Here is a 20,995-nt window from a genome sequence, read left to right as displayed (position 1 = left end):
GATGGCCGCATAAAAAGGGTGAGCGATGTCAAAGGATAAAAACGTGCTTGACCTACAACAATTAGTTATCTCAAATGGTGACGCTGAATTAGTAAAGTTAAGTGCGCGCGTGAATGCAGGTGAAGTGTTGACAGTAATGGGGCCAAGTGGCTCTGGGAAATCAACGCTACTACAAGCCATAGCGGGGCAACTGTCTGCGCCGTTTGATTTTACTGGGCGTATCTTGCTTAGCGGCGAGGACATTACACACAAACCTGCACACCGTCGACACATCGGGGTGATGTTTCAGGATGCATTGTTATTTGAGCATATGACCGTTGAAGAGAATATTGCCTTTGCCATGCCAAAAGGTAGGTTTGCCAATAAACAAGCACGAATAAATGCTATTGAAGTTATGCTTGAAACCTTCGAGCTTAACGGCATGCAAAAAAGATCGGTGAGCGCTCTGTCGGGTGGTCAGCAGGCGAGGATATCGTTGTTGCGAACCCTAAGTTCACAACCAAAGGCAGTGCTGCTCGATGAGCCTTTTAGCAAATTAGATGCTAGCCTGCGTGAGCACATTCGTACATGGACGTTTGAGCAGTTAAAAATTCATAATATACCTGCGGTTTTGGTCACTCATGACAAAGAAGACGCTATTGCAGCAGGTGGCGAAATAATAGAGTTATCAAAATGCTAGACGCCAAAATTACGCCTTTTATTAAACCTATACTAAGGCCTTTAATTGTAGGCCTAGATAAAATTGGGGTAACGCCGAATCAAATAACTGTCGCGGGCTTCTTGATAGGCTTATGCGCCGTTCCCTTTATTATTCTTAACTGGTGGGGGGCCGCGCTGGGTTGCATTATAGGAAATAGGATTTTTGACGGTATTGATGGTGAACTTGCTCGTTATCAAAAAAGCAGTAGTAGCGCGGGTGGTTTCCTTGATATCTGCCTGGACTTTTTATTTTATGCCGCTATCCCTCTGGCATTCGGAATAGCAAACCCAGCGTTGTGGGGTGTGGCTGCAATGGTATTGCTGGCAACTTTTATAGGGACAGGTAGTAGTTTCTTGGCGTTTGCCATCGCAGCTGAGAAGTTTCAAATAGACCGACCTCAGTTTCAAAATAAGAGTTTTTACTATATGCAGGGGCTAACAGAGGGAAGCGAGACCATCGTTGTCTTCTTAGCATTTTGTATATGGCCAAGCTACTTTCCAGTATGGGCTTATTTGTTCGCAGCAGCGTGTTTAATTACGTTAGTTACTCGTATTGTTGGGGGCTTTTTCACACTTAAGCGGGTAGAGTCAGAAAACGGTAGTAGGTAACGTTTATCATGGATAATACGTCAATTATTAGACTAGGTGTGTTTTTAGGGGGTTTCACTGTTATGGCAGTGCTCGAAGCCTACAAACCTGCACGGCAGGCGGTGTTAAATAGAAAGACCCGCTGGGTAGGTAACCTTGCTATGGTGGTATTCGGTGCCCTCGTTGCAAGAGTGCTTTTACCTACTACATTAATAGGCGTATCAACATGGGCTCAAACCAATGAAATTGGCCTATTTAACGTTGTTAATACACTTCCTGCTACATTGGTAGTAGTGCTTTGCGTGGTTGTGCAAGATGTGATTATCTATTGGCAGCACAGACTGTTTCATACCATACCTTTGTTGTGGCGAGTACATAAAATGCATCATGCCGATAGCCATGTTGATACTACAACGGGCCTTCGTTTTCATCCTATCGAAATTGCAATTAGTTTGGGGGTAAAAGCCGCTGCGGTAGTGGCATTTGGCATACCTGCAATGGCGATTGTTATATTTGAGGTAGCGCTCAACGGCTTTGCGCTTTTTAATCACGCGAATATTCGTTTGCCACAAAAGTGGGATGACAGATTAGGGCTAATTCTTATCACACAGCGATTGCATCGCATTCATCATAGTCAGGCCAAGTCTGAGTCGAATTCTAATTTTGGCTTTAGTGTGAGTTGGTGGGACAGACTGTTTAACAGCTTCAAACTGCGCGCCGCGCACAGCGATGAAACCTTACCTATTGGGCAGCAAGATGTGCCTGCGCTAAAAGAAAATGCAAGTGTTATAGCATTATTGCGGCAACCTTTTAGGCGTGGTGGGTAAGACTACGCCATGGTAAGTACTTGATAGACTAGATAACCTGTTAGAATTTGAAATATTAGCCCTGCGAGAATAAATATTCCGTCTTTGTTTATCATTCCAACAGCCGTTAAGCTTAGTGCGAAAGCTGGTGCCGCAGCAGCAAATGGTAGTGCCTCTAGCGGAATCATACATAATGCGGCCACCCCACATATTGCTGCAACTAGGTTTTTAAGCGGTGGAGTTGATAATATTTCTACACGAGGTCGTAGTAGACGTTCGCTTTTTGTAACGTAGGGTTTCGCTTTTTCAACGGCGCTATCAATCTTGCCGGTACTTATCGTCTTTTTCGTAAGCGTGTTAGGTAACCAAGGGTGCTTCTTTCCATATGCAACCTGTATGCAAACCAAAAACAGAGTTATGCCACAAATGCTCGGAACTCCCGGGATCGCACCTGTTGGTAACAGCGCGATGAGTGAGGGTATCAATAGCAGCGGTCCAAACCCTCTACTTTCAAAGCGCGCAATGACATCTTTTAGAGACACTCTGTCTCCCTGATCTTCCGTAATGGTGTCGAGCAAATGTCCTATAGACTGGGTCATGGCATTACCTTGCAGATAGCGATTTAAAAAGCGTAAAGCACAAGGTAATTTACGTCTGCAATACGAAAAAGATTACATTTGTTTTAGGTTGGTGTAATTGCTCAACTAGATAAGACTAATCTAGCGTCAACACCAATTTGCCAGTGTGTTTTTTCAATTCGAAATCTTGCTGAGCCTGCTTTATCTCTTTCAATGGATACGTTGCAGCGACAATCGGCTTAATGCTTCCGCGCTCAATGTGTTTAACGAGACTGGCAAAAACGCCTTCTTGCAATACAGTACAACCTATCAGTTGTAAGTCCTTTAAGTACAACGTTCTAACATCTAATATAACGTCGTGCCCACCAATAGCGCCAGAGGTAGCGTATCGCCCAAATGTTGAGAGTAACTCTAGTAAGTCTGGCCAACGCGCGCCTGCGACCAGGTCAATCACAACATTGAACGGTTTGTTTTTATAAAGTGATTTCCAGTCTGCATCTCGGGTAACAGTTTCGTCAGCGCCCAAAGCGTTCACTTCGCCTTGCTTTTCTTTACTGGTTACCGCCACTACATACGCGCCGCGTGCCTTAGCTAGTTGTACTGCCGCTGAACCAACACCACCAGAAGCGCCTGTAATAAATACTCGTTCGCCTTTTTGAACATTTGCTCTATGCAAAAGGTTTTCCGCGGTCGAATAGGAGCATGGAAAAGAAGCAAGTTCAGTATCTGTATACGATGATTTTACGGCGTATGCATGCTTACTCGCTACTTTGGTGAATTGAGCAAACCCGCCGTCGCACTCACTACCCAAGTACCAGGGTGATGGTAGACGTTGGCTGTCCGCCTCAGTTAAGCATGGTTCTATAAGTACTCTTTCTCCAATTCGTGATGACGATACATTTTTTCCAACCGCGACAATGTAACCACAAACATCAGCACCTTGAATACGGGGAAATACCAGCGCAGAGCCTGCCCAGCTCGCATCATTGGCATTGTTTCCCTCTTTTGAATACCACCCTTTACGTGTATTTAAATCAGTATTGTTAACACCAGCCGCCGCAACTTTAACAAGTACATCATTGTCGGTGAGATAGGGCAGTGCGATCTGCTCATTAAAGACAAGGGAATCGATGTCGCCATGCTTGGTAAGTTGTACACCTTTCATGGTTTTGGGTAACTGATTCATTCTTACTCCTAGTTGGGTTTGTTTGTAAAGTAGCGTCATCACCTTTTCTAAGGTCAGTTGTAGGCCTACTTTTGGGTTAACTGCTCGACCAGTATGGAAATAGCTTGGTGTGCTGCTTTTAAAGCCGCGTGTTGAGAGCTAGGCCATGCGGACGCCATGCCTTCATGTAAAATAAAGATGGTTTCTACAAAGTCTTTTTGGGAAGCAGCAGTTGCCATTGTGAGATCGTTAAAATTTTCAGTCAGCCATTGTTTGACCTCTAATTTATGTGATTGAACTGCATTTTGGATTTTTTCATTATTGGGGTAGCAGGCGAGTGCTTGAAGAGACATACAACCCCGTGGTGCATAGGTTTCAAGCCATAGTGCTAGACGTGTGAAAATATGCAGCAACAATGTGTTTGCGTCGTGTACTGACGTGATTTTGTGATTTATAGGGCTATCTTGCTCTAAAAACGCGATGTACCGCTTATGTCGGTAGTGTAGTGCGCCTATGACCATGGCTTCTTTCGAAGGGAAATATTTGTAAAGCGTTTTTAGTGTTGTGCCTGAATGCTCTTTAAGCGTTGCCACGTTTGGCGTCGCAAACCCATATATAGCGAAGGCTTGTTCAAGTTTTTGTGCAATGGCGTCGTGGGTAGCACTAGGCGTAGCTGTCGAAGTTTTTACTAGCTCTTTGGTCACCAAAACCTCATTAATACCGTGGTAGAATAAATGTTCTACCTTGGGGTAGAGTAAATATTCTACCCTGACAAGTGCTTCGTGTGACTAGCATAGCTATACCTGCGTCAATACTTTCTATTTTGTTACTATTTTTAATCACATTTAGGAATGTGATTGTTTTTGGTATTATTTCGAATTGTGTGTATATTATGTAACTTATGCGGGTTATTGTAGGCAAGCGAATGCATTGAGTCATTGAGCATTGCATAGACTCAATATTGTGTGCGAGGAAGCAATTCATATGAGTAGACAAAGGGGAAACGTTGAAGAGTGCAATGCTGCTGTCATAACCGGTGACATTGTCAAATCACAGTCGTTATCGGATGAAGATTTTAGTCGCATTATCCAAGCGTTAAAGGCCCAGTTGACGACTTATGCACGTTCATATGACGGGCATTTCGACGTTTTTCGCGGTGATGCTTTTCAGTTTGTGACATCGCATTCGCAGAACGTAATGCACATAGCACTAGGCATTCGCTTGGCCTTAAAAGCGATGACTCCCAGTAGCGATATCAGAGTGAGCTGCGCAGTCGGTGAGGTAACCTTTAGACCGTCTGAGGTAAAAACCGGTACGGGGCAGGCATTCGTATTGTCAGGAAGAGGGCTTGATGAATTGAAAGGGCAATATGTGTCGTTTCAGTGTGAATATGGGTCATTGGCTCGACATACTTCTTTACTTACTCGATTTGCCGATTCACATATAGCAGGGTTAACTCAGACACAATCTGAAACCGTACTAGCCTACTTAGTTTCAGAAGATAAGAACCATGACGCTGTGGCGACATCTTTGGGCAAAACAAGAAGTAACGTGACGCGCATTTTGAACGCAAGCAATTACAGGTTGATAGCCGAGTACTTAGCGTTTATGGAGCAAGAAATAAGTACAGTACTAAGTAGAACTACTATTTAAGGAAAAACATGCAGGAACTTGTGTTTAAGGAAACCTTACTACTTGTCGCATTGTTGCTAGCGCATTTACTCGCAGATTTCTATTTTCAACCTTATTCGTGGGTGGAAAGTCGCAACAAACGGCACGTTCTAGCACCACATTTGTACCTACATGCGCTGCTGCACGGTTTACTTGCAGGCATTGCCATACTTGTTTTTGCTAGTGATCTTCAGGGCATGACGGTACTTTGTGGTAGCGCGATTATCGCTGTAACTCATTTTAAAATTGACGTTATTAAGTCTTATTGCCCGCAAACCACCACTTCTTTTATCGTTGATCAGTTGGCACATGTGCTGGTCATTATTGCTGTCTATCTTTTTATGACCAGCCAGTTCAATACATTTATAACTGTTTTAAAAGCAATTAATGTACAACACCTTGCTATTGTCTTAGCGTATTTAGCTGTTTTAAAGCCAAGTTCAATCATAATTAAGCAGCTACTTTCTCCGTGGAGTGCAGAAGTGACTTCTGAGCGCCCTAAACATTCCCATGCAAACGACGCGTTAACTCTTAGCCTAGAAGCCCAACAAACATTGGCGTTGGCAGGGCAGCGTATAGGCTACCTTGAGCGGACACTCATGCTCACTTTTGTGTTGCTTAACCAATTTGCTGCTATTGGCTTTTTGATTGCCGCGAAGTCTATTTTTAGATTTGGTGATTTGACCAAACATCAAGATAGAAAGCTTACCGAGTACGTCCTGCTAGGCACATTCTCAAGCGTTGTTATTACACTTATCATTGGATTAGCTTGCGCCTATTTATTGGGAGAGTTTCCTATTAAGCGTTAGTAAACTGCTTGGGCGTAAGCCCAACATGCTGTTTAAACACGCGATTAAAGTGAGACTGGTCGTTAAAACCCATTTGATGGGCTATATCACTAAGTGACAACGAACTCGTCAGCAATAACCGTTTGCTATGTTCAATACGATGATGGGTTATGTATTGATAAGGCGTTTCACCTACACTTTTTTTGAATTCTCTCAAAAAGTAATACTTGCTACAAAACACCAGGTCTGCCAAGGCTTCTATGGTAATGGCATTGCCGATATTGTGTTGTATGTAATCATCAATCTTTGCAAGATCCGATTGTCCAAATTTGGCATTAGCCGCTGTATTTCCTTTGACGTCTTCATAGTTTGAATAATTCTGAATGTAGTGGGCCGACAATGCCGACACTAAGTTTTGCAAATACGGTTTGCCGTTGCGCCCATTAGCTTGAGTCTCTAGCAGCAATAGCTCAATTAAGCCTTTGATGGTCTCATCTTCAACGTTGTAATTATTCAGAAATTCAAGTCGGGTTGCTTCAACCTTATAGGGGCAGGCATCAAAGAGAACATGTTCTTCAATGGCCAAAATAACGAAATAGCAAGGCTCAGATATATTATGAGTAAACGGAGTCTTTGGCGGATTTATCCAAATATTTCCTGGTGCAGTTTTTAAAGCAATCAGTTCGTTATCAGCTTTTACAGACCAACTGAGATCTTTGTCTAGCGCCAATGCGAAATAGAAGTAGGGCGTGTATACCTGTTTGGGGTAGAAATACTCAGAGGAGCCTTTTTCAAGAATGATGCCTTGCCAATTCAATGCTTCGTTTGAAAACGTAATATCGAGCACATTGCCACAACTTGACGGCTGATGCGTTTGATAGTCAAAAAAAGCCAGTCTTGATTTCACATCATTCCTTACATTTAAGCGTCATTGATCTCAGTAATTCAAAACAAAGGTAAGCGCAATTTCATACAATAAATACAGCAGTTATCTTCAATATTTTGATGCTGTTGCTCTCTATTATGTCCCTACTGACTTCAATTGGTAAAGGACAACATAACTATGCAAACACTTAAAGCGCTCAACGTAGCGATACCCCTAGTTTTTCCTTCATTAACCGTTTTAGCGACCCCAAACGACATAGATACGCTTAAAGCGGTTATGCCACAGTCAACGCAATCACCAAACTTTAATTATCAAATCGAGCAACAGCATGCAAAGGAGATCACTATGCAGTCTATGACATTAAATACACAGGTAGGTCCAATCGCGGCAAACCTTTATTTACCAAAAGGTAATAATCAGGCGCCTTTAATTGTCGTCACTGGCGCTTGGACATCGGTTAAAGAACAGATGCCCGCAGTCTATGCAAAAGCGTTTGCAGAAAAGGGTTATGCGGCGCTGACTTTTGACTTTAGAGGGTGGGGAGAGACCCAACGAATCCACAGTCAAACTCAGCCCTTTGTTGAAGACCCAGCTACTAAAACACAAGACATAATAGCGGTTTTACAAGCAGCAAATCGGCTTGAAGGCGTTGACGCCTCACGTATTGGAGGCCTTGCTATATGCGCTTCAGCAGGCTACATGCTTGATGCTGCCCTTGAATCATCACACTTGCAAAGTGTAGCTGTCGTCGCGCCATGGCTACATGATAAAGCGATGGCGGCAGAGATTTATGGTGGAGAAGAAAGCACATCGCGCTTAATAGCATTGGCGCGCGAAGCAAAACAGCAAAATGAGCCGCAACTTATAGAGGCCGCTAGCTTAGAAAATGATAATGCTCTGATGTATCAAGTGCCTTATTACACCGAAAATAATCGCGGTCTAGTGAAGGAATATGATAACCAATTCAATGTAGCTTCATGGGAGCAATGGCTTACCTACGACGCTCAACAAAGTGCCTTAAAACAAGAAAAGCCTGTGCTTATGGTAGCTTCGGAGGCGATGGCTTTACCGCAAGGTGCTCACCAATACTTATCAAACGCAGGTGACAATGTTAAAGCCATATGGCTTGAAGGCATCACCCAATTTGATTTTTACGACCAGTCAAAGGCCGTTAATACAGCAGTTCAAGCCGTTACCGAGCACTTCAATCATCACCTGTAAATGGAAAAGGGATATTGCTATGGGTAAAGCAGTAATTAAATTTTTTATTATTTTGGAGGTAATCGCCATGGTATCGCCCGTTATTGCTGAAGAAACGCATTCTATTCGTGATCAAAACATAGCAGCTATACACAGCAGTATTGCGAGCTTTTCTGCCTTAGCAGACAGAAACGCTTATGAGTACCTTGTCACGCTATTTGATAAGTCGGTGACTACCGATTATTCAGAATTATTTGAGGGGGCTAAGCAAACCGTTTCAAAAGAGACGCTTATGCAACAGTGGGCAGCTTTCTTACCAGGTTTTGACAGAACTTTTCATCGCCTGGAACGCCCTGTTATAACGATAGCGGCTGACATTGCGACTGCAAATGTTCCATTTACAGCGAGTCATTGGCTTGACGAAGACGGGTTTTGGCAAGTATCTGGCACCTATACTTTCACCTTTAAACGATATGGGCGGGACTGGTTAATAACTTCTGTCTATCTTCAAAAACTAGATGAAGAGGGTAGCCGCAGTATATTAGCTATTGCACCAATGCGCGCTGAGGGAAACTTAAAAAGATTAAAAGCTGAGCTAACAGTTCTATGATGGACTAATTGGATGTTTTTCAATTAAGAAGTCGATGAAGGCCCGCACTCGTTGGGCCTTTTGACTGTGCTGTTGAAAATAGAGGTAAAGGCCGGAATACGGATACCAGTGCGGCATTAAAACGGGCACTAACTCTTTAGAGGCAAAGTACTTATCCACCATAGGCGCGACAATACGCCCAATACCTAGGCCACGTTTTGCTGCATCAATCATCAGATCTGTATCATTAACAACAAGTGCGTGGGGCATTGAAACGCTTATCGATTCTCCTTTTTGCCATAGTGTAAGCGGCGCGAGTTTGTTTGACGTCATAAAGCGATATTGAATCAGCTTATGATTTTTAAGGCTCTCAATATTCTCGGGAATACCATAACGCTCGGCATATTCAGGTGAACAAAACAGACATTCGCGCGTAGGGGAGGTAAGTTGTTTCGCAACCATACCGTCTTCCACTCGATCACCAAATCTCACACCCACATCCATACCCTCGGTAACAAGGTTAACTGTTGCATCGTTAATCGAAATCTCAAGCTGAATGTCAGGGTAACGTTGACAAAACTCTTGGTAATAAGGGGATATTAGCTGTTGAAATGCGAATCGAGGTGTAGTCACTTTAACTACACCAGTAGGCATATGGCTTAATGCATTGACTTCCTCAAATGCAACATTCAGCGTGCCTATGGCTTCACGAGTTTGCCGCTGAAGTAATCGTCCCGCCTCGGTAAGTTCAACACGCCTAGTGGTTCTGCTGAAAAGCGGAACGTTCAATAACTGTTCTAATAACTTTAATGCGTGGCTCACCGACGGTGAGGTCATTTCCAGTTTTCTTGCTGCGCCGCTAATACTGCCTTCGTCAGCAATAGCATGAAAAACAATAAGTTGTTGGAACGAAGGCCCAGAAACGGACGAAGGTGATGCATTTTTCATATAACCAGTGCTTATTGTTAGTTTTAATCTAATAATTTATGAGAAAAGTGTGGTCTAAAACTAATTATCTATCAAGCGTAAAGTATCCGTGTTTTCTTAATAAACAACGCAAAGGTAGCAAAATGAGCAATGTACTTATTATTTCAGGCCATCCAAATCTAGACGAATCAAATGCTAATAGCACAATGTTAAAAAGCATTACTGAACGTTTGAAAAGTGTGTCAGTGCGCCGTTTAGATACACTTTATACCGCAAATCCTATTGATGTAGAGGCGGAACAAGCTGCACTACTTGAAGCTGATGTAATAGTGCTTCAATTTCCATTTTATTGGTATTCAGTGCCTGCGCTGCTTAAGCGTTGGATTGACCAAGCGTTTACCTACAACTTCGCATTTGGCCCTAAAGGCGATAAATTGGCTAACAAGCATTTCATCTTGTCTATTTCAGTGGGCGGCCCTCAAGAATCATATGGCCCACTGGGTTACAATCATTTTAGTGTTGAGGAGTTTCTTAGACCTCTTGAGCAACTAGCCTATTTGGCAAAAATGCAATATCACCCGCCTGTGTACACCCACAGAATGGTCTACATCGAAGGCGTTTATAATGAATTGTCAGACGTACAAGCGCGTGCTGAAGAACATGGAGAATGCGTAGCAAAGGCCATCGATGATTTGTTCGCATCGCCTGAGCTGAAGATAAAGCGGTTTGTTCAGGCATGGTTTGACCGCTTTGATGCAATGCCAGCGTCCAGCGATGGTTTTTTACCTCATTTAAGTGAGGAGGTCCTTTGGCAGTCGCCAGAGGGAGAGTTTCGCGGTCACGCGGGGTTTAACGACTGGTATGCATGGGCGCGCAAGACGTTTAAACCAGGTTGTGAGCACCGAATAGATCAAGTCGATATCACAGGTAGCGAACGTGGCTTTGAGGTTTCATTGCGTATAAACCTAAGAGCTGAGACGTTCAGAGATTCAGACTTTGTTGGTGAACACGTTGAAGTGCAAGTCAATGAACGCTGGCAGGTACACATTGACGCAACAGGCAACGTGGTTATCGATGAATATGTGATAATTCCGTTAGACAACTAACACGTATAACCTCAATAAAAGCGCAGCATTATTATGCTGCGCTTTTGTTTGACATGGTTACCACTGTTTATCGGATTTTAAGCGGTGCATTGGTGCGAACGTACAAGGTTACGTCACCGTCGCTGGAATTCTTGATGTGATGCACCGACGGCGTGTCCGACTCAATATAACTGCCAGGTAGTAGCGATTTTACGCCGTCACGCTTCGCTTTCAGCGACACTTCACCTTGAATAACCACGCTGCGAAACTCATTGCCGGTGCTTTCAAGTACACCATCAAAACCTTCTGGTAGTTTTATCATAGTGCCGTATTTAGCTTGCGTGTCACCCCAAAGATATACGGCTTTCACACCGTCACTCTCAACGTTTATGAGATCGGTGTTGTGAAGCCAAACCAGGTTGTCTCGGTGCAAGTTGATTGGGCGTTCACCGTTATCAAAGTGTTCCGAAGACGGCTTTACCAAGTAAGGTCCTTCATCTATTTCAAGGTAAATCATATTGGCTTTTTGATTAGCCGCGGTAATGTGCACTTCACCTGCCGGCTGTGTCCAATACGAATTTACTGGCATCCACATGGCTTTGGCATCGGGGTCATCGTTATGCATTTCACCATCGATAACAATACCACGATATGTGATGTTATGAATATGTGGTGGCGAAGAAAAGCCTTCTTTGAAGCGCACGAGCATGCCGGTAGCCGTGCTTTTAGTGCGGTCTCCCCATAGGTCTGCAGCACCAGGGCTCTTATCGCCTCGCGCTGGATTTAAATACCCCCAGTTTACTTCATCAGCGGTAATGACTTTGGTTGCCGCCTGAAGACTAAATGATGATGAGACAAATGACAGGGCGATTAAACCAAGAAACGTTGAATGCGTGTACTTCTTTAAAGCCATAGTGGCTGGCGCTCCTTTTCTACAATGCTTGACCATTCATATACATCATGGCGCGTACTGTAGCGCTAGCATATGACATTTGTCTTTAGTCTATAGAGGGCAGGGGAGTTTAAAAAGCACAGCGCCGTTGAGACTCTTTATAGAAAATATTGATAATAAAAAGGCTCGCAACGTAAAAGAAAATTGAAGGTGTTGAGAAAAGACAGGACACAAAAAAGCCGCTTGCGCGGCTTTCAGGCTTAGTACAGATTATTCGTCAGAATCAGTCATTGAAATACTTTTAAATTTCGAGTATTCAACGCGAGAGATAAGCTCATCATCGTTCATATCAATTTTGTCGAAGTCTTCAGTGACGCCGCTTCGAGATGCTTCTGCCTTGGTTAACGCACCGTCATTGTTCATATCCATTAGATCGAACTTACTCTTTGCGATAACCGTTTTTTCAGTTTTTACTTTTACTTCCTTCTCAACCACTTTTTCGCTGGTTTGCGCGTTTGCCTTTGCATGGAGCTCGTGCGTTAGCTTTTTATCTTTTACTGGCACTGCAGTAGTGTCTTGAGGCTCACTCATGCTGTGCTGCATTGACTTAACTGAAGCAACCACATCTCCGTCAAAATGCTGCGGGTATTTAGTTACATGGTCATTGAACTCTTTGATTGACAGACGCATATCTGAATTCACGTCAATTTTAGAGAAATGCGCAAATACCTCATCATCGTCAGCTTCTTCACGTGAAATGTAACCATTGTCATCGTTATCTAAATCGGCGAATGTCGTATCAATTTTCTCTAAACCTTCGCTTGCAAATGCACTTGCTGATAGAGCTGTACCAATTAACGATGCTAAAAATAACTTTTTCATATCAAACTCCTTGATGTGTATACCTCTGTACAACCTTTAACAGAGGTGTGGATTCACAACTACCTTTACATTTCACATGCCATTGTTTAAAAGTCTACTATTTACAAATGTTTAAGTGTTTTTTGTGAATATGGACAAGAAGCGAGATGTGAGTTATCTATAGAAAAATATGCAAATGTTACGCAATATTTTTAGCTATGCTTAGACAAAGGAATAATTATTTGATGCGCTTTTTTATCGCTTTAGCTGCTATAGCAGACTCTTCAGCCACTGCTTTTTGATTGGGAAAGTGTGGGTGGTGCGCAAGTTCGCACATTAACTTTGGGATATCTGCTAATGGCAAAACATGAGAGGGGTGATCTTTCATTAGGGCCATTAAAGGCAAATGGGGCTCGTATGCGTCGTCTGGCGATTGAGCTACTGTAATGCCGCCTTGATGGCTGGTTTCTATCATACCTTCCACGCCGTCTTCTAATTTTCCAGTTAAAAGAATAGATATTGCACGGTCTTTATATTCGCGCGCGCCAGATTTAAACAGAAAGTTAATTGATGGTCGCCATAAGTCATCATCGGGTAAATCTGAAACAATGATGTGATTGTCGTCTATACCGATGTTCAAATTTTCAGGGGGAAGGTAAATGCAGCCAGAGCGAACCAAATCACCATCGCTCGCTATTTTAACTGGCAAGTTGGATTTAGCTTCAAGCAGCGATAGCATACCTTTTGATTTTACAGGGCTATTCCTTAGCCTGTGAAGCAGAAAAAAAATGGGGGCAGGGAAATCCTCGGGCAGAGCGGTGGCAAGTGCTGAAAAAGCACTGACGCCACCTGCGGAAGCACCAATGAAAAAAACAGGGTTAATTTCAGGGTAACGCGTGGATGCAGACGCCACTTTATCTTCCTATGTATTTTTTCAATAACTGAAATAACGATTTAATTTCTACAGGTTTTGGCAAAAAATCGATCATGCCCGCTTCTTTGCACCGAGTAATAATATCGTTATGGACATGAGCCGAAACAGCAATTACCTCAGTCGCTTTATGGCTTCCTTTCGCTTGAATTTGCTTAAACCGATCATAAAATTCAAAACCATCAATATCATCCATTTGCAAATCTAGCAGAATAAGGGTGTATTGATTTTTTTCTAACATCTCTAGTGCTTGCTTTCCACTTTCTGCAACGTCATGTGGTATCGAAAACTCTGATAGATAAGATGAAAGTATGAAAATATTGGTTTCGTTGTCTTCAACAATGAGAATGTTTTCATTGTCTAGGTTTTCCAAAGTGTATGTTTCGTTATGTTCATACTCCAATGGTTCACTTATGTATTTTGGAGCACGAAGAGGTAAGGTAACCTTGAACAAAGAACCTTTATTTTCTTCACTGGTTACTTCTATTGTACCGCCTATCAGTTTAATTAACTCTTTTATAATTGATAAACCCAGCCCTGAGCCACCGAACCGGCGAGCAATACTTGAGTTAGCCTGAGTAAATTTATCAAATATCAGATTCACACTTTCTTGTGACATACCAATACCAGTGTCCTCTACTTCAATCACCAAATAGTAGATCGTTTGTTTCCAATTCCCGTGCGCTCTCACTTTTACCGAACCTGAGTCTGTAAACTTAATCGCGTTAGAAAGTAGGTTGGTAACTATTTGTTGGACACGCAATGGATCACCGATGAGCTGTTCTGGTAGGTTTTTGTCAAGCGATGCTGATATAGCTACATCTTTTTTATTTTTTTCTACAGAATAGAGGTCAATTAAATCGCGTATTATTTCTTGAATTGAGAACTCGGTGTACTCAAGCGTAAGTTGTCCGGTTTCGAGTTTTGCGAAATCTAATAAGTCATTGAGCAACGCTTTTAGTTTGCCCGTTGCATTGTTTAATATATGAAGTAAGCGCTCTCGCTTACTATCATCAGAAACACTCAACCGAAAAACTTCGTTCACGCCGACAATCGCATTAAGCGGTGTTCGTATTTCGTGGCTTACATTAGCCAAAAACTCTGTTTTTGCTTGGCTCGCTTGATAAGCTAGTTGGCGCTTTTCTTCCAGCTCTTTTTTTTGCAGCATTATATTTGTGTTATCAATAAAGCTTAAAATGGCGCCTTCGACACTTTGGTTTGTTGAGATAAAGGGAACAACATGCACGTCAAAGTGTTTGTCATCGCCGACAACGTGAGCAACTTCCTCTTTTTCAGTTCTAATAACTTTTTCAACCAGCTCGACAATGTCGTCAGACTTAAATACGCTCTGCAGGCGAGTTTTAAAATTTCCCAAATTATCTTGTAGCGAAAAAAACGTCCTGGCTGCAATGTTTGCCCTTACCGCATTAAGATTGTTGTCGATATAGACTAAGGGGAACTGAAGTGAATTCTTTAAGTTCACAAGCTGATTTGAAACGTGTTCGAGAGCAGTGGTTTTTTCGTTAAGTTGATCATTCATTGTGACCAACTCTTCATTGGTCGACTGAAGTTCTTCGTTTGTGGTTTCAAGCTCTTCATTTGAAGACTGCAATTCTTCATTGGAGGATTGAAGCTCTTCGTTCATTGATTGAAGTTCTTCGTTTGATGTTTCTAGTTCTTCAATAACGGTTTGAATATGCTCTCTCGCCATAGAGAGTTCATCTTCTAACTCTTTTATGCGTTGTGAATTTACGTCGGCAGGAGTCTGTTCGGCATTGGTTAATTCGCCAACTCGGTTAAAGCATACTAACAAAAATGTTTCTGACGCTTCCTCGACCGATACGGGGTACACAGACATTTTGACCTGAAATGCTTTACCTTCAACGATTAACCTACGAGCTTGCCCTTCGGACAATGCTTTTGTTCGCGTCGCTTTGTAAACAAGAGGGCGTATTTCGTGCCTGAATACTTCAATGATTGTTTCGCTAAGATTTAAAGAAGGCTTACCCTTGGAGAACTTTACATACGTTGAACTTTTTCCGTAGGTATGTTCTATATCAAGATTATCATTTACTAAGATACAGGCATCACCTAGTTGCTCGATAAGCGCTTCGGGCAAATTTGGCGCTGACGAGGCTTCCACAGGAGGTCGAGCATCATTTATTACGTTACCTGAAGTCTTTCCACTTAAGTAAAAACGTTGCGGATTAAAAGCCGTTACACTGCGCTTTTGGAAAATGCGTTCTTGTGCGTGAATGGTTCTGAATATATCCGTCACTTGAGACGTACTTTCAGATTTACCCAAGAACATATAGCCGCGCTCGCGCAATGAGTAATGGAAAATACGATAAACTTTCTTTTGTAGTTCCTGCTCAAAATAAATTAGCAAGTTACGGCACGTAATTAAATCTATTCGTAAGAAAGGGGGATCGTCTACGATGTTGTGCCCTGAGAATAGGATCACACGCTTAAGTTCGTCGATTACCTCAAAGCCATTACTTTTCTTTTTAAAATATTTTTCCCTAAATGCAGGGGGAACGTCAGCCATCGACGCTTCGCTATAAATCCCACGTCTGGCGATGGTAAGTGCATTCGCGTCAACATCTGTGGCAAATATTTGATGGTCGCCAGATGCAAGTTCATCCAACCCGCCAACCGCTTCTGCAAGCATTATTGCTAAGCTATATGCTTCTTCACCAGTAGCACACCCAACAACCCATAGACGAAGTGGGTCTCCTTCGTTTTTATTTGAAACGATGTCAGTTAAAACCGGCGCTAGTTGTTTAAATGTGGATGGGTCGCGGAAAAAATTAGTTACCGATATAAGGATGTCTTTGTAAAGCAAATCGACTTCGTCAGGTTCCCGCCTTAACAGATCAACGTAAGAATTGAAGTCACTCAAACGGCGTGCAAGCATGCGTCGCTCAATACGGCGTTGAAGTGTTGCTTTTTTGTATTGTTTAAACGACACGCCGCACTGCTTTCTCACAATATTGATAAGCTCTGCAAACCGGTCTTTAACCTCACTTGCATCTAGCTTAGCACGTAATGCTTTTGGCAATTTCGAACTTAAATCGTTCAAGTGTTTACCAATATCTTCAGCTTCAAGTACAAAGTCTATACAATCAGTATCAATCGCTGCATTTGGCATACCATCGTAGCCTGCTGATTTAGGCTCTTGAGCATATGTACAACCGCCAGAGGCCCTTATCACTTTAACGCCGTGCGCGCCATCGGAACCAGTTCCTGATAATACTACGCCAATAGATCTTTCGCCTTTTTGCTCTGCAAGTGATTTAAAAAGCGTATTAACGGAAGGTTTGGCGAGAGCCTTAGACTCTGGCACTGCCAAATGAATAGTGTTGTTTACAACAAATACATCGTTGTTAGGAGGCGTTATATAGATAACATTAGGTTGCGCTTCAACACCATCCATAATAGTTTGAACTTTTAAGGATGTGACCCGCTGAATGAGTTCTGTTAGCTTACTCTCGTGCTTAGGGGATAGATGCAAAGCAATGATATAAATCATATTTGCGTCACTAGGCAATTCTTTGCATAACGATTGGATTGCGTCTAAGCCTCCTGCTGACGCTCCCACGCCAACCCAAAAATATGGCTGTTCAGTTACTGGCATGTCCATCTAACTATCTCAATATTTTCAAATATCTAAAGTACCATAGTAACGTGAGCACACAACGAAAGCTATTGATGATTCAACACTAAAACTCTTTGCCATCCCACTTAAAAGAACTAAGCACAGCTGACAGTTTTCTGGGATAGTTTTACTGAAGGGTATAGTAGACTAAACATAAATGCTCAAATCTATACGCAACCACTACGTATAGGTAATGGTTATGTGCGAGAATAATACTTTTACCGTTGTGACGGATCACCCGTGATTTCTTTAATGATGTTTTTAGTGTTTGCGTCTTTGACGGTAAACATTGCAGTAGGTTGTTATTTTTTTGCACTTGCCAAGAGTCAAATTGAAAGCCGTGTATTTTCTCTTTGGGCGGCATCCTGCTTCATATACAGCTTGGGAATGGCCTTTAATGTAACAGGCCTATTATCTGATATAGCGAGCCTGTTTTATTTCGTTGCCAGCTTTCTACTGCTAGACGGTTTTCTTTTACTTAATGATAGTGCCATTGCTGCGCGATTGAAGGTAATGAGTCGTTATGCACTGGGTGTAGGCACAGTCGCCATTGTGCTGGCGATACTTTTTTCTCGACACCATCAGGCGGTAGCGTCTTTCGCTATTTCTACAATGTTTCTATTGTCATCAGTTAGCTTTAGCGTGCAGCAAGGACAGACATTACACTCGGTTCGCAGGTTTTTTAAAGCGCTACTGCTAGTTCACGCCATCGTCATGGTATGTCAATCTGGATTGCTTGCTTTTGGTGAAAGGGTCGTTATAGAAAGTACTCTTCATGAAATTACCGGGGTTGGTATTGCAGCGCACGTTGCGCTTTGCATTATAACGTCAGTGCTTCTGCCGTTTATTGTTGTGTTGCAACAAAAAGAAAAGTGGCAGAACTTAGCCAACTACGACGGTTTGACAGGCCTATATGGTAGACGAGCATTCATTAGGCAAGCACTTGAACCACTAGCACAGCGAGATGAAAGCCCCTGTACGCTTATGGTCATTGATGTTGACCACTTCAAAACAATTAATGACAAATACGGTCATCCTACAGGTGATAGGGTGCTGAAGGTTATTGCTACTGAATTAAGAAATGAAGTGGAAGACACGCATATTATTGGTCGGCTAGGGGGGGAGGAGTTCGCCATATTGGTTTCAAATGTATCGAAGCTCGAAACATTTAAGCTGGCCGATGTGTTACGGAGAAAGGTTGAAGCGCTGGAAATAGCAGCAGATAACGAAATTATAACGGTAACTATTAGTATAGGTATGACGTTTTCAAGTAATGTAGAGGAAACATGGCATACCTTATTTAACCGCGCAGACACTGAGTTGTACAACGCTAAGGCCCGCGGGAGAAACCAGATATCCCCTAGGCTTCAAGTGGTGGCATAAAGAAAAACCCCATACCTTGCGGTACGGGGTTCTTAAGGAATTGGTGGAGCTGGCGGGATTTGAACCCGCGTCCAGAAAATGTCTACCTTTGGTACTACATGCTTAGTTTGTCATTTATTTAACTGCTTGGAACTCCGACAAACAGGATTTCCTTGCAGCTGGCCTGATACTGTTTCGCGGTTCACCCTCAGACAAGGTTCCCTCGCTATCCTACTTGGATGACCTTCCGAATCCCCGCTAGCAGGAGAAGACTAGGGTGGAAGGGCCTATACCGGTTATTAAGCGGCTAGTGCGTAAGTTTCGTCGTTTGCGACTATTTAAATGCGGCTTTTTAAAGAGGCAAACCGCACCTCTGCATGCACCTCCGGCTTCCTAGATCCTGTCGAATCCTAATCAGCCCCGAGTGTGAGAGCGGATTATACCACAACTCTTTATTTGTTAAACGTTTCTTTTATATTTTGCTTTCAAAAGATGCATTTATGCGCAATAACGATTAAAGTACACGCCATCATGAATAGGCTTGTTGTGTAAATGTCTTCAGATTCCATTTTGTATTCTCCTTATACCTTGCCGTGTGGCGTAACTGTGCGTAATCGCTTAGTGAAAGCTGCTATGGAAGAAAATATGTCTAGTCTTGGGAACGTTCCAGGCGAGTCACTGTATTCTCTATACCGGTATTGGGCACATGGTAACTTGGGCATGATCATTACAGGTAACGTAATGGTTGATAAAGGCGCCATGACAGGGCCCGGTGGCGTGGCACTTGAAAAGGGCACAGACTTAGCTCCTTTTAAAAAATGGGCGAAAATCATCAAATCAAATGGTGCGCTTGGAATTTTGCAAATAAACCACCCGGGAAGGCAGGTGTTTAAAGCCATGCAGGGCAAAGCGATTGCTCCTTCAGCAGTGCCTTTAGATATGGGGAGGCACTCAAAGCTGTTTGCTCAACCAAGAGAAATGACGTGTCAGGACATCCACGATGTATGCAAGCGCTTTGTAGAAACCGCCAAGCAAGCAGAGTTGGCAGGGTTTGATGGCGTGGAAGTTCACGCGGCTCACGGTTATTTGCTTACTCAGTTTCTATCGCCGTTAACTAACCAACGTCAAGACGAGTGGGGCGGCTCTATAATTAATCGCGCACGTTTGTTAATCAATATCGTCAGCCAAATACGAGCAGTTTGTGCCAAAGACTTTATTGTTATGGTGAAGCTAAACTCAGCAGATTTTCAAAAGAATGGCTTTTCATTTGATGATGCGTGTGAAGTGGTCAATAGGCTGGAAGCACTGGGTGTGGATGTGGTTGAACTGTCAGGCGGTAGTTATGAAGCGCCCGCTATGCAAGGGCAAACACGTGATAACACTACGCTTGCGCGTGAGGCTTATTTTCTTGAGTTTGCTAATGTACTTGAAAGTAAAACCGACATTCCACTGATGACAACCGGTGGCATAAAGCGTGCAGAAGTGGCAGAACGGGTTATTAAACAAGGCTGCGTTCTAGTGGGACTTGCTAGTGCACTGGCGGTTACTCCAGATCTCGCGAAGAAATGGCAACAAGAATGGACTTACTCAGGTATTATCCCGCATTGTACTTGGAAAGATAAATCGTTGGCGAGTCTGGCCAATATGGCAATGGTTAGAAGGCAACTACGCCGATTGGGCAATAATTTAACGACGCTGCGTAATCCGTCGCCATTGTGGAGTCTACTTTTAGATATGATGCACCGCAGTAAAATGACAAAGCGGGATGTGGGTTAAAAACACAGCGCTACACGCTGTGTTTCATCATTCTTTCTTTCTGGCGCTGCCAATCTTTGTCTTTCAAGGAATCACGCTTATCGTGGGCGTGTTTACCCTTAGCTAAGTGAATTTCAAGTTTTACCCAGCATTTTTTCCAATACATCGACGTAGCCACAATAGAGTAACCTTGACGGTCTCTTGCACCCATTAGCCTGTCTATTTCGCGTTTATTTAGTAACAATTTACGCGCACGTTCAGGCGCAGCAATAACATGCGTAGATGCTTGATTCAGCGGGCTTATGCGACAACCTACCAAATACGCTTCGGCATTTTGAATAATAATGTACGCATCGGTAATGTTTACTTTACCAGCGCGAATACTTTTAATTTCCCACCCCTGAAGCTCAAGGCCCGCTTCGAACTTGTCTTCTAAGAAATAGTCGTGACGCGCTTTTTTGTTTTGCGCGATATTTCCCGAGGTGTTTTTGTTTGCTTTATTCTTTTTCATACTCGCTATTATACTGATAGTGTGGAGAAATGTCTTTATGCGC

Annotated in this window: 20 protein-coding genes and 1 other RNA gene; 10 read left to right on the top strand and 11 right to left on the bottom strand. The window is 42.9% G+C overall.

Annotation, left to right across the window (positions count from 1 at the left end; all coding sequences use genetic code 11):
- Positions 1-25 precede the first annotated feature (25 nt).
- From OZ660_RS11290 to OZ660_RS11280, 3 genes are read left to right on the top strand one after another with little or no spacing between them, the layout of a single operon-like run.
- Positions 26-679 carry an ATP-binding cassette domain-containing protein gene (locus tag OZ660_RS11290; RefSeq protein WP_274740967.1) on the top strand — a complete coding sequence of 218 codons (654 nt, stop codon included), beginning with the start codon at positions 26-28 and terminating at the stop codon, positions 677-679.
- The gene (locus OZ660_RS11285) at positions 673-1,308 is read left to right on the top strand and encodes a CDP-alcohol phosphatidyltransferase family protein (RefSeq protein WP_274740966.1); all 636 of its coding nucleotides are present in this window, start codon (positions 673-675) and stop codon (positions 1,306-1,308) included. The genes OZ660_RS11290 and OZ660_RS11285 overlap by 7 nt, the downstream gene beginning before the upstream one ends.
- 8 nt (positions 1,309-1,316) lie before the next feature.
- Positions 1,317-2,114: a sterol desaturase family protein gene (locus tag OZ660_RS11280; protein ID WP_274740965.1), complete on the top strand. Its 798-nt coding sequence runs from the start codon at positions 1,317-1,319 to the stop codon at positions 2,112-2,114.
- Positions 2,115-2,116: 2 nt separating this feature from the next.
- Here the strand turns inward: OZ660_RS11280 and OZ660_RS11275 are convergent, their stop codons facing one another.
- From OZ660_RS11275 to OZ660_RS11265, 3 genes are all read right to left on the bottom strand, one after another.
- Positions 2,117-2,692: an exopolysaccharide biosynthesis protein gene (locus tag OZ660_RS11275; protein WP_274740964.1), complete on the bottom strand. Its 576-nt coding sequence runs from the start codon at positions 2,690-2,692 to the stop codon at positions 2,117-2,119.
- Between the two features lie 115 nt (positions 2,693-2,807).
- Positions 2,808-3,857: an alcohol dehydrogenase family protein gene (locus tag OZ660_RS11270; RefSeq protein WP_274740963.1), complete on the bottom strand. Its 1,050-nt coding sequence runs from the start codon at positions 3,855-3,857 to the stop codon at positions 2,808-2,810.
- 65 nt (positions 3,858-3,922) lie between these two features.
- The gene (locus tag OZ660_RS11265) at positions 3,923-4,540 is read right to left on the bottom strand and encodes a TetR/AcrR family transcriptional regulator (protein WP_274740962.1); all 618 of its coding nucleotides are present in this window, start codon (positions 4,538-4,540) and stop codon (positions 3,923-3,925) included.
- Between the two features lie 280 nt (positions 4,541-4,820).
- Between OZ660_RS11265 and OZ660_RS11260 the strand changes: the two genes are divergently transcribed.
- Both OZ660_RS11260 and OZ660_RS11255 read left to right on the top strand, forming a co-directional pair.
- The gene (locus OZ660_RS11260) at positions 4,821-5,489 is read left to right on the top strand and encodes a hypothetical protein (RefSeq protein ID WP_274740961.1); all 669 of its coding nucleotides are present in this window, start codon (positions 4,821-4,823) and stop codon (positions 5,487-5,489) included.
- Positions 5,490-5,497: 8 nt separating this feature from the next.
- A complete protein-coding gene (locus tag OZ660_RS11255) occupies positions 5,498-6,316 on the top strand; it encodes a DUF3307 domain-containing protein (protein ID WP_274740960.1) in 819 nt (272 codons plus the stop codon).
- On the opposite strand, the gene OZ660_RS11250 is transcribed toward OZ660_RS11255, so the two are convergent.
- Positions 6,306-7,202, bottom strand: coding sequence for a helix-turn-helix transcriptional regulator (locus OZ660_RS11250; RefSeq protein WP_274740959.1), 897 nt, complete (start codon positions 7,200-7,202; stop codon positions 6,306-6,308). The two genes, OZ660_RS11255 and OZ660_RS11250, sit on opposite strands and share 11 nt — an antisense overlap.
- A gap of 156 nt (positions 7,203-7,358) precedes the next feature.
- On the opposite strand from OZ660_RS11250, the gene OZ660_RS11245 reads away from it, so the two are divergent.
- Positions 7,359-8,402: an alpha/beta hydrolase gene (locus tag OZ660_RS11245; protein ID WP_274740958.1), complete on the top strand. Its 1,044-nt coding sequence runs from the start codon at positions 7,359-7,361 to the stop codon at positions 8,400-8,402.
- 19 nt (positions 8,403-8,421) lie between these two features.
- Positions 8,422-8,991 (top strand): nuclear transport factor 2 family protein, encoded by a 570-nt coding sequence (locus OZ660_RS11240; protein WP_274740957.1) that lies wholly within the window; start codon positions 8,422-8,424, stop codon positions 8,989-8,991.
- On the opposite strand, the gene OZ660_RS11235 is transcribed toward OZ660_RS11240, so the two are convergent.
- Positions 8,986-9,918, bottom strand: a complete 933-nt coding sequence (locus OZ660_RS11235; protein ID WP_274740956.1) for a LysR family transcriptional regulator — start codon at positions 9,916-9,918, stop codon at positions 8,986-8,988. The two genes, OZ660_RS11240 and OZ660_RS11235, sit on opposite strands and share 6 nt — an antisense overlap.
- 122 nt (positions 9,919-10,040) lie before the next feature.
- On the opposite strand from OZ660_RS11235, the gene OZ660_RS11230 reads away from it, so the two are divergent.
- On the top strand, positions 10,041-11,003 hold the full coding sequence (locus OZ660_RS11230) for an NAD(P)H-dependent oxidoreductase (RefSeq protein WP_274740955.1): 963 nt from the start codon (positions 10,041-10,043) through the stop codon (positions 11,001-11,003).
- A 67-nt stretch (positions 11,004-11,070) separates the two neighbouring features.
- Here OZ660_RS11230 and OZ660_RS11225 read toward each other — a convergent pair whose 3' ends face one another.
- The 4 genes from OZ660_RS11225 to OZ660_RS11210 form a co-directional block, all read right to left on the bottom strand.
- Positions 11,071-11,895 carry a DUF4437 domain-containing protein gene (locus tag OZ660_RS11225; RefSeq protein WP_274740954.1) on the bottom strand — a complete coding sequence of 275 codons (825 nt, stop codon included), beginning with the start codon at positions 11,893-11,895 and terminating at the stop codon, positions 11,071-11,073.
- A 249-nt stretch (positions 11,896-12,144) separates the two neighbouring features.
- Positions 12,145-12,756 carry an EF-hand domain-containing protein gene (locus tag OZ660_RS11220; RefSeq protein WP_274740953.1) on the bottom strand — a complete coding sequence of 204 codons (612 nt, stop codon included), beginning with the start codon at positions 12,754-12,756 and terminating at the stop codon, positions 12,145-12,147.
- A 217-nt stretch (positions 12,757-12,973) separates the two neighbouring features.
- The gene (locus OZ660_RS11215; RefSeq protein WP_274740952.1) at positions 12,974-13,648 is read right to left on the bottom strand and encodes a chemotaxis protein CheB; all 675 of its coding nucleotides are present in this window, start codon (positions 13,646-13,648) and stop codon (positions 12,974-12,976) included.
- 1 nt (position 13,649) lies between these two features.
- Entirely contained in the window at positions 13,650-17,309 is a 3,660-nt protein-coding gene (locus tag OZ660_RS11210) for a CheR family methyltransferase (RefSeq protein WP_274740951.1), read from the bottom strand.
- A gap of 255 nt (positions 17,310-17,564) precedes the next feature.
- Here OZ660_RS11210 and OZ660_RS11205 point away from each other — a divergent pair, with 255 nt between their 5' ends.
- Positions 17,565-18,707 carry a GGDEF domain-containing protein gene (locus tag OZ660_RS11205; protein WP_274740950.1) on the top strand — a complete coding sequence of 381 codons (1,143 nt, stop codon included), beginning with the start codon at positions 17,565-17,567 and terminating at the stop codon, positions 18,705-18,707.
- A 41-nt stretch (positions 18,708-18,748) separates the two neighbouring features.
- Here OZ660_RS11205 and ssrA read toward each other — a convergent pair.
- Positions 18,749-19,108: a transfer-messenger RNA gene (gene ssrA / locus OZ660_RS11200) on the bottom strand.
- A gap of 130 nt (positions 19,109-19,238) precedes the next feature.
- Between ssrA and OZ660_RS11195 the strand changes: the two genes are divergently transcribed.
- Positions 19,239-20,462 (top strand): NADH:flavin oxidoreductase/NADH oxidase family protein, encoded by a 1,224-nt coding sequence (locus OZ660_RS11195; protein ID WP_274740949.1) that lies wholly within the window; start codon positions 19,239-19,241, stop codon positions 20,460-20,462.
- 10 nt (positions 20,463-20,472) lie between these two features.
- On the opposite strand, the gene smpB is transcribed toward OZ660_RS11195, so the two are convergent.
- The gene (smpB, locus tag OZ660_RS11190) at positions 20,473-20,952 is read right to left on the bottom strand and encodes an SsrA-binding protein SmpB (RefSeq protein ID WP_274740948.1); all 480 of its coding nucleotides are present in this window, start codon (positions 20,950-20,952) and stop codon (positions 20,473-20,475) included.
- Between the last annotated feature and the right edge of the window lie 43 nt (positions 20,953-20,995).

This window comes from Alteromonas sp. 009811495, assembly GCF_028865455.1.
GTDB lineage: Bacteria > Pseudomonadota > Gammaproteobacteria > Enterobacterales > Alteromonadaceae > Alteromonas.
This window is presented reverse-complemented; position numbering and strand designations above follow the sequence as displayed.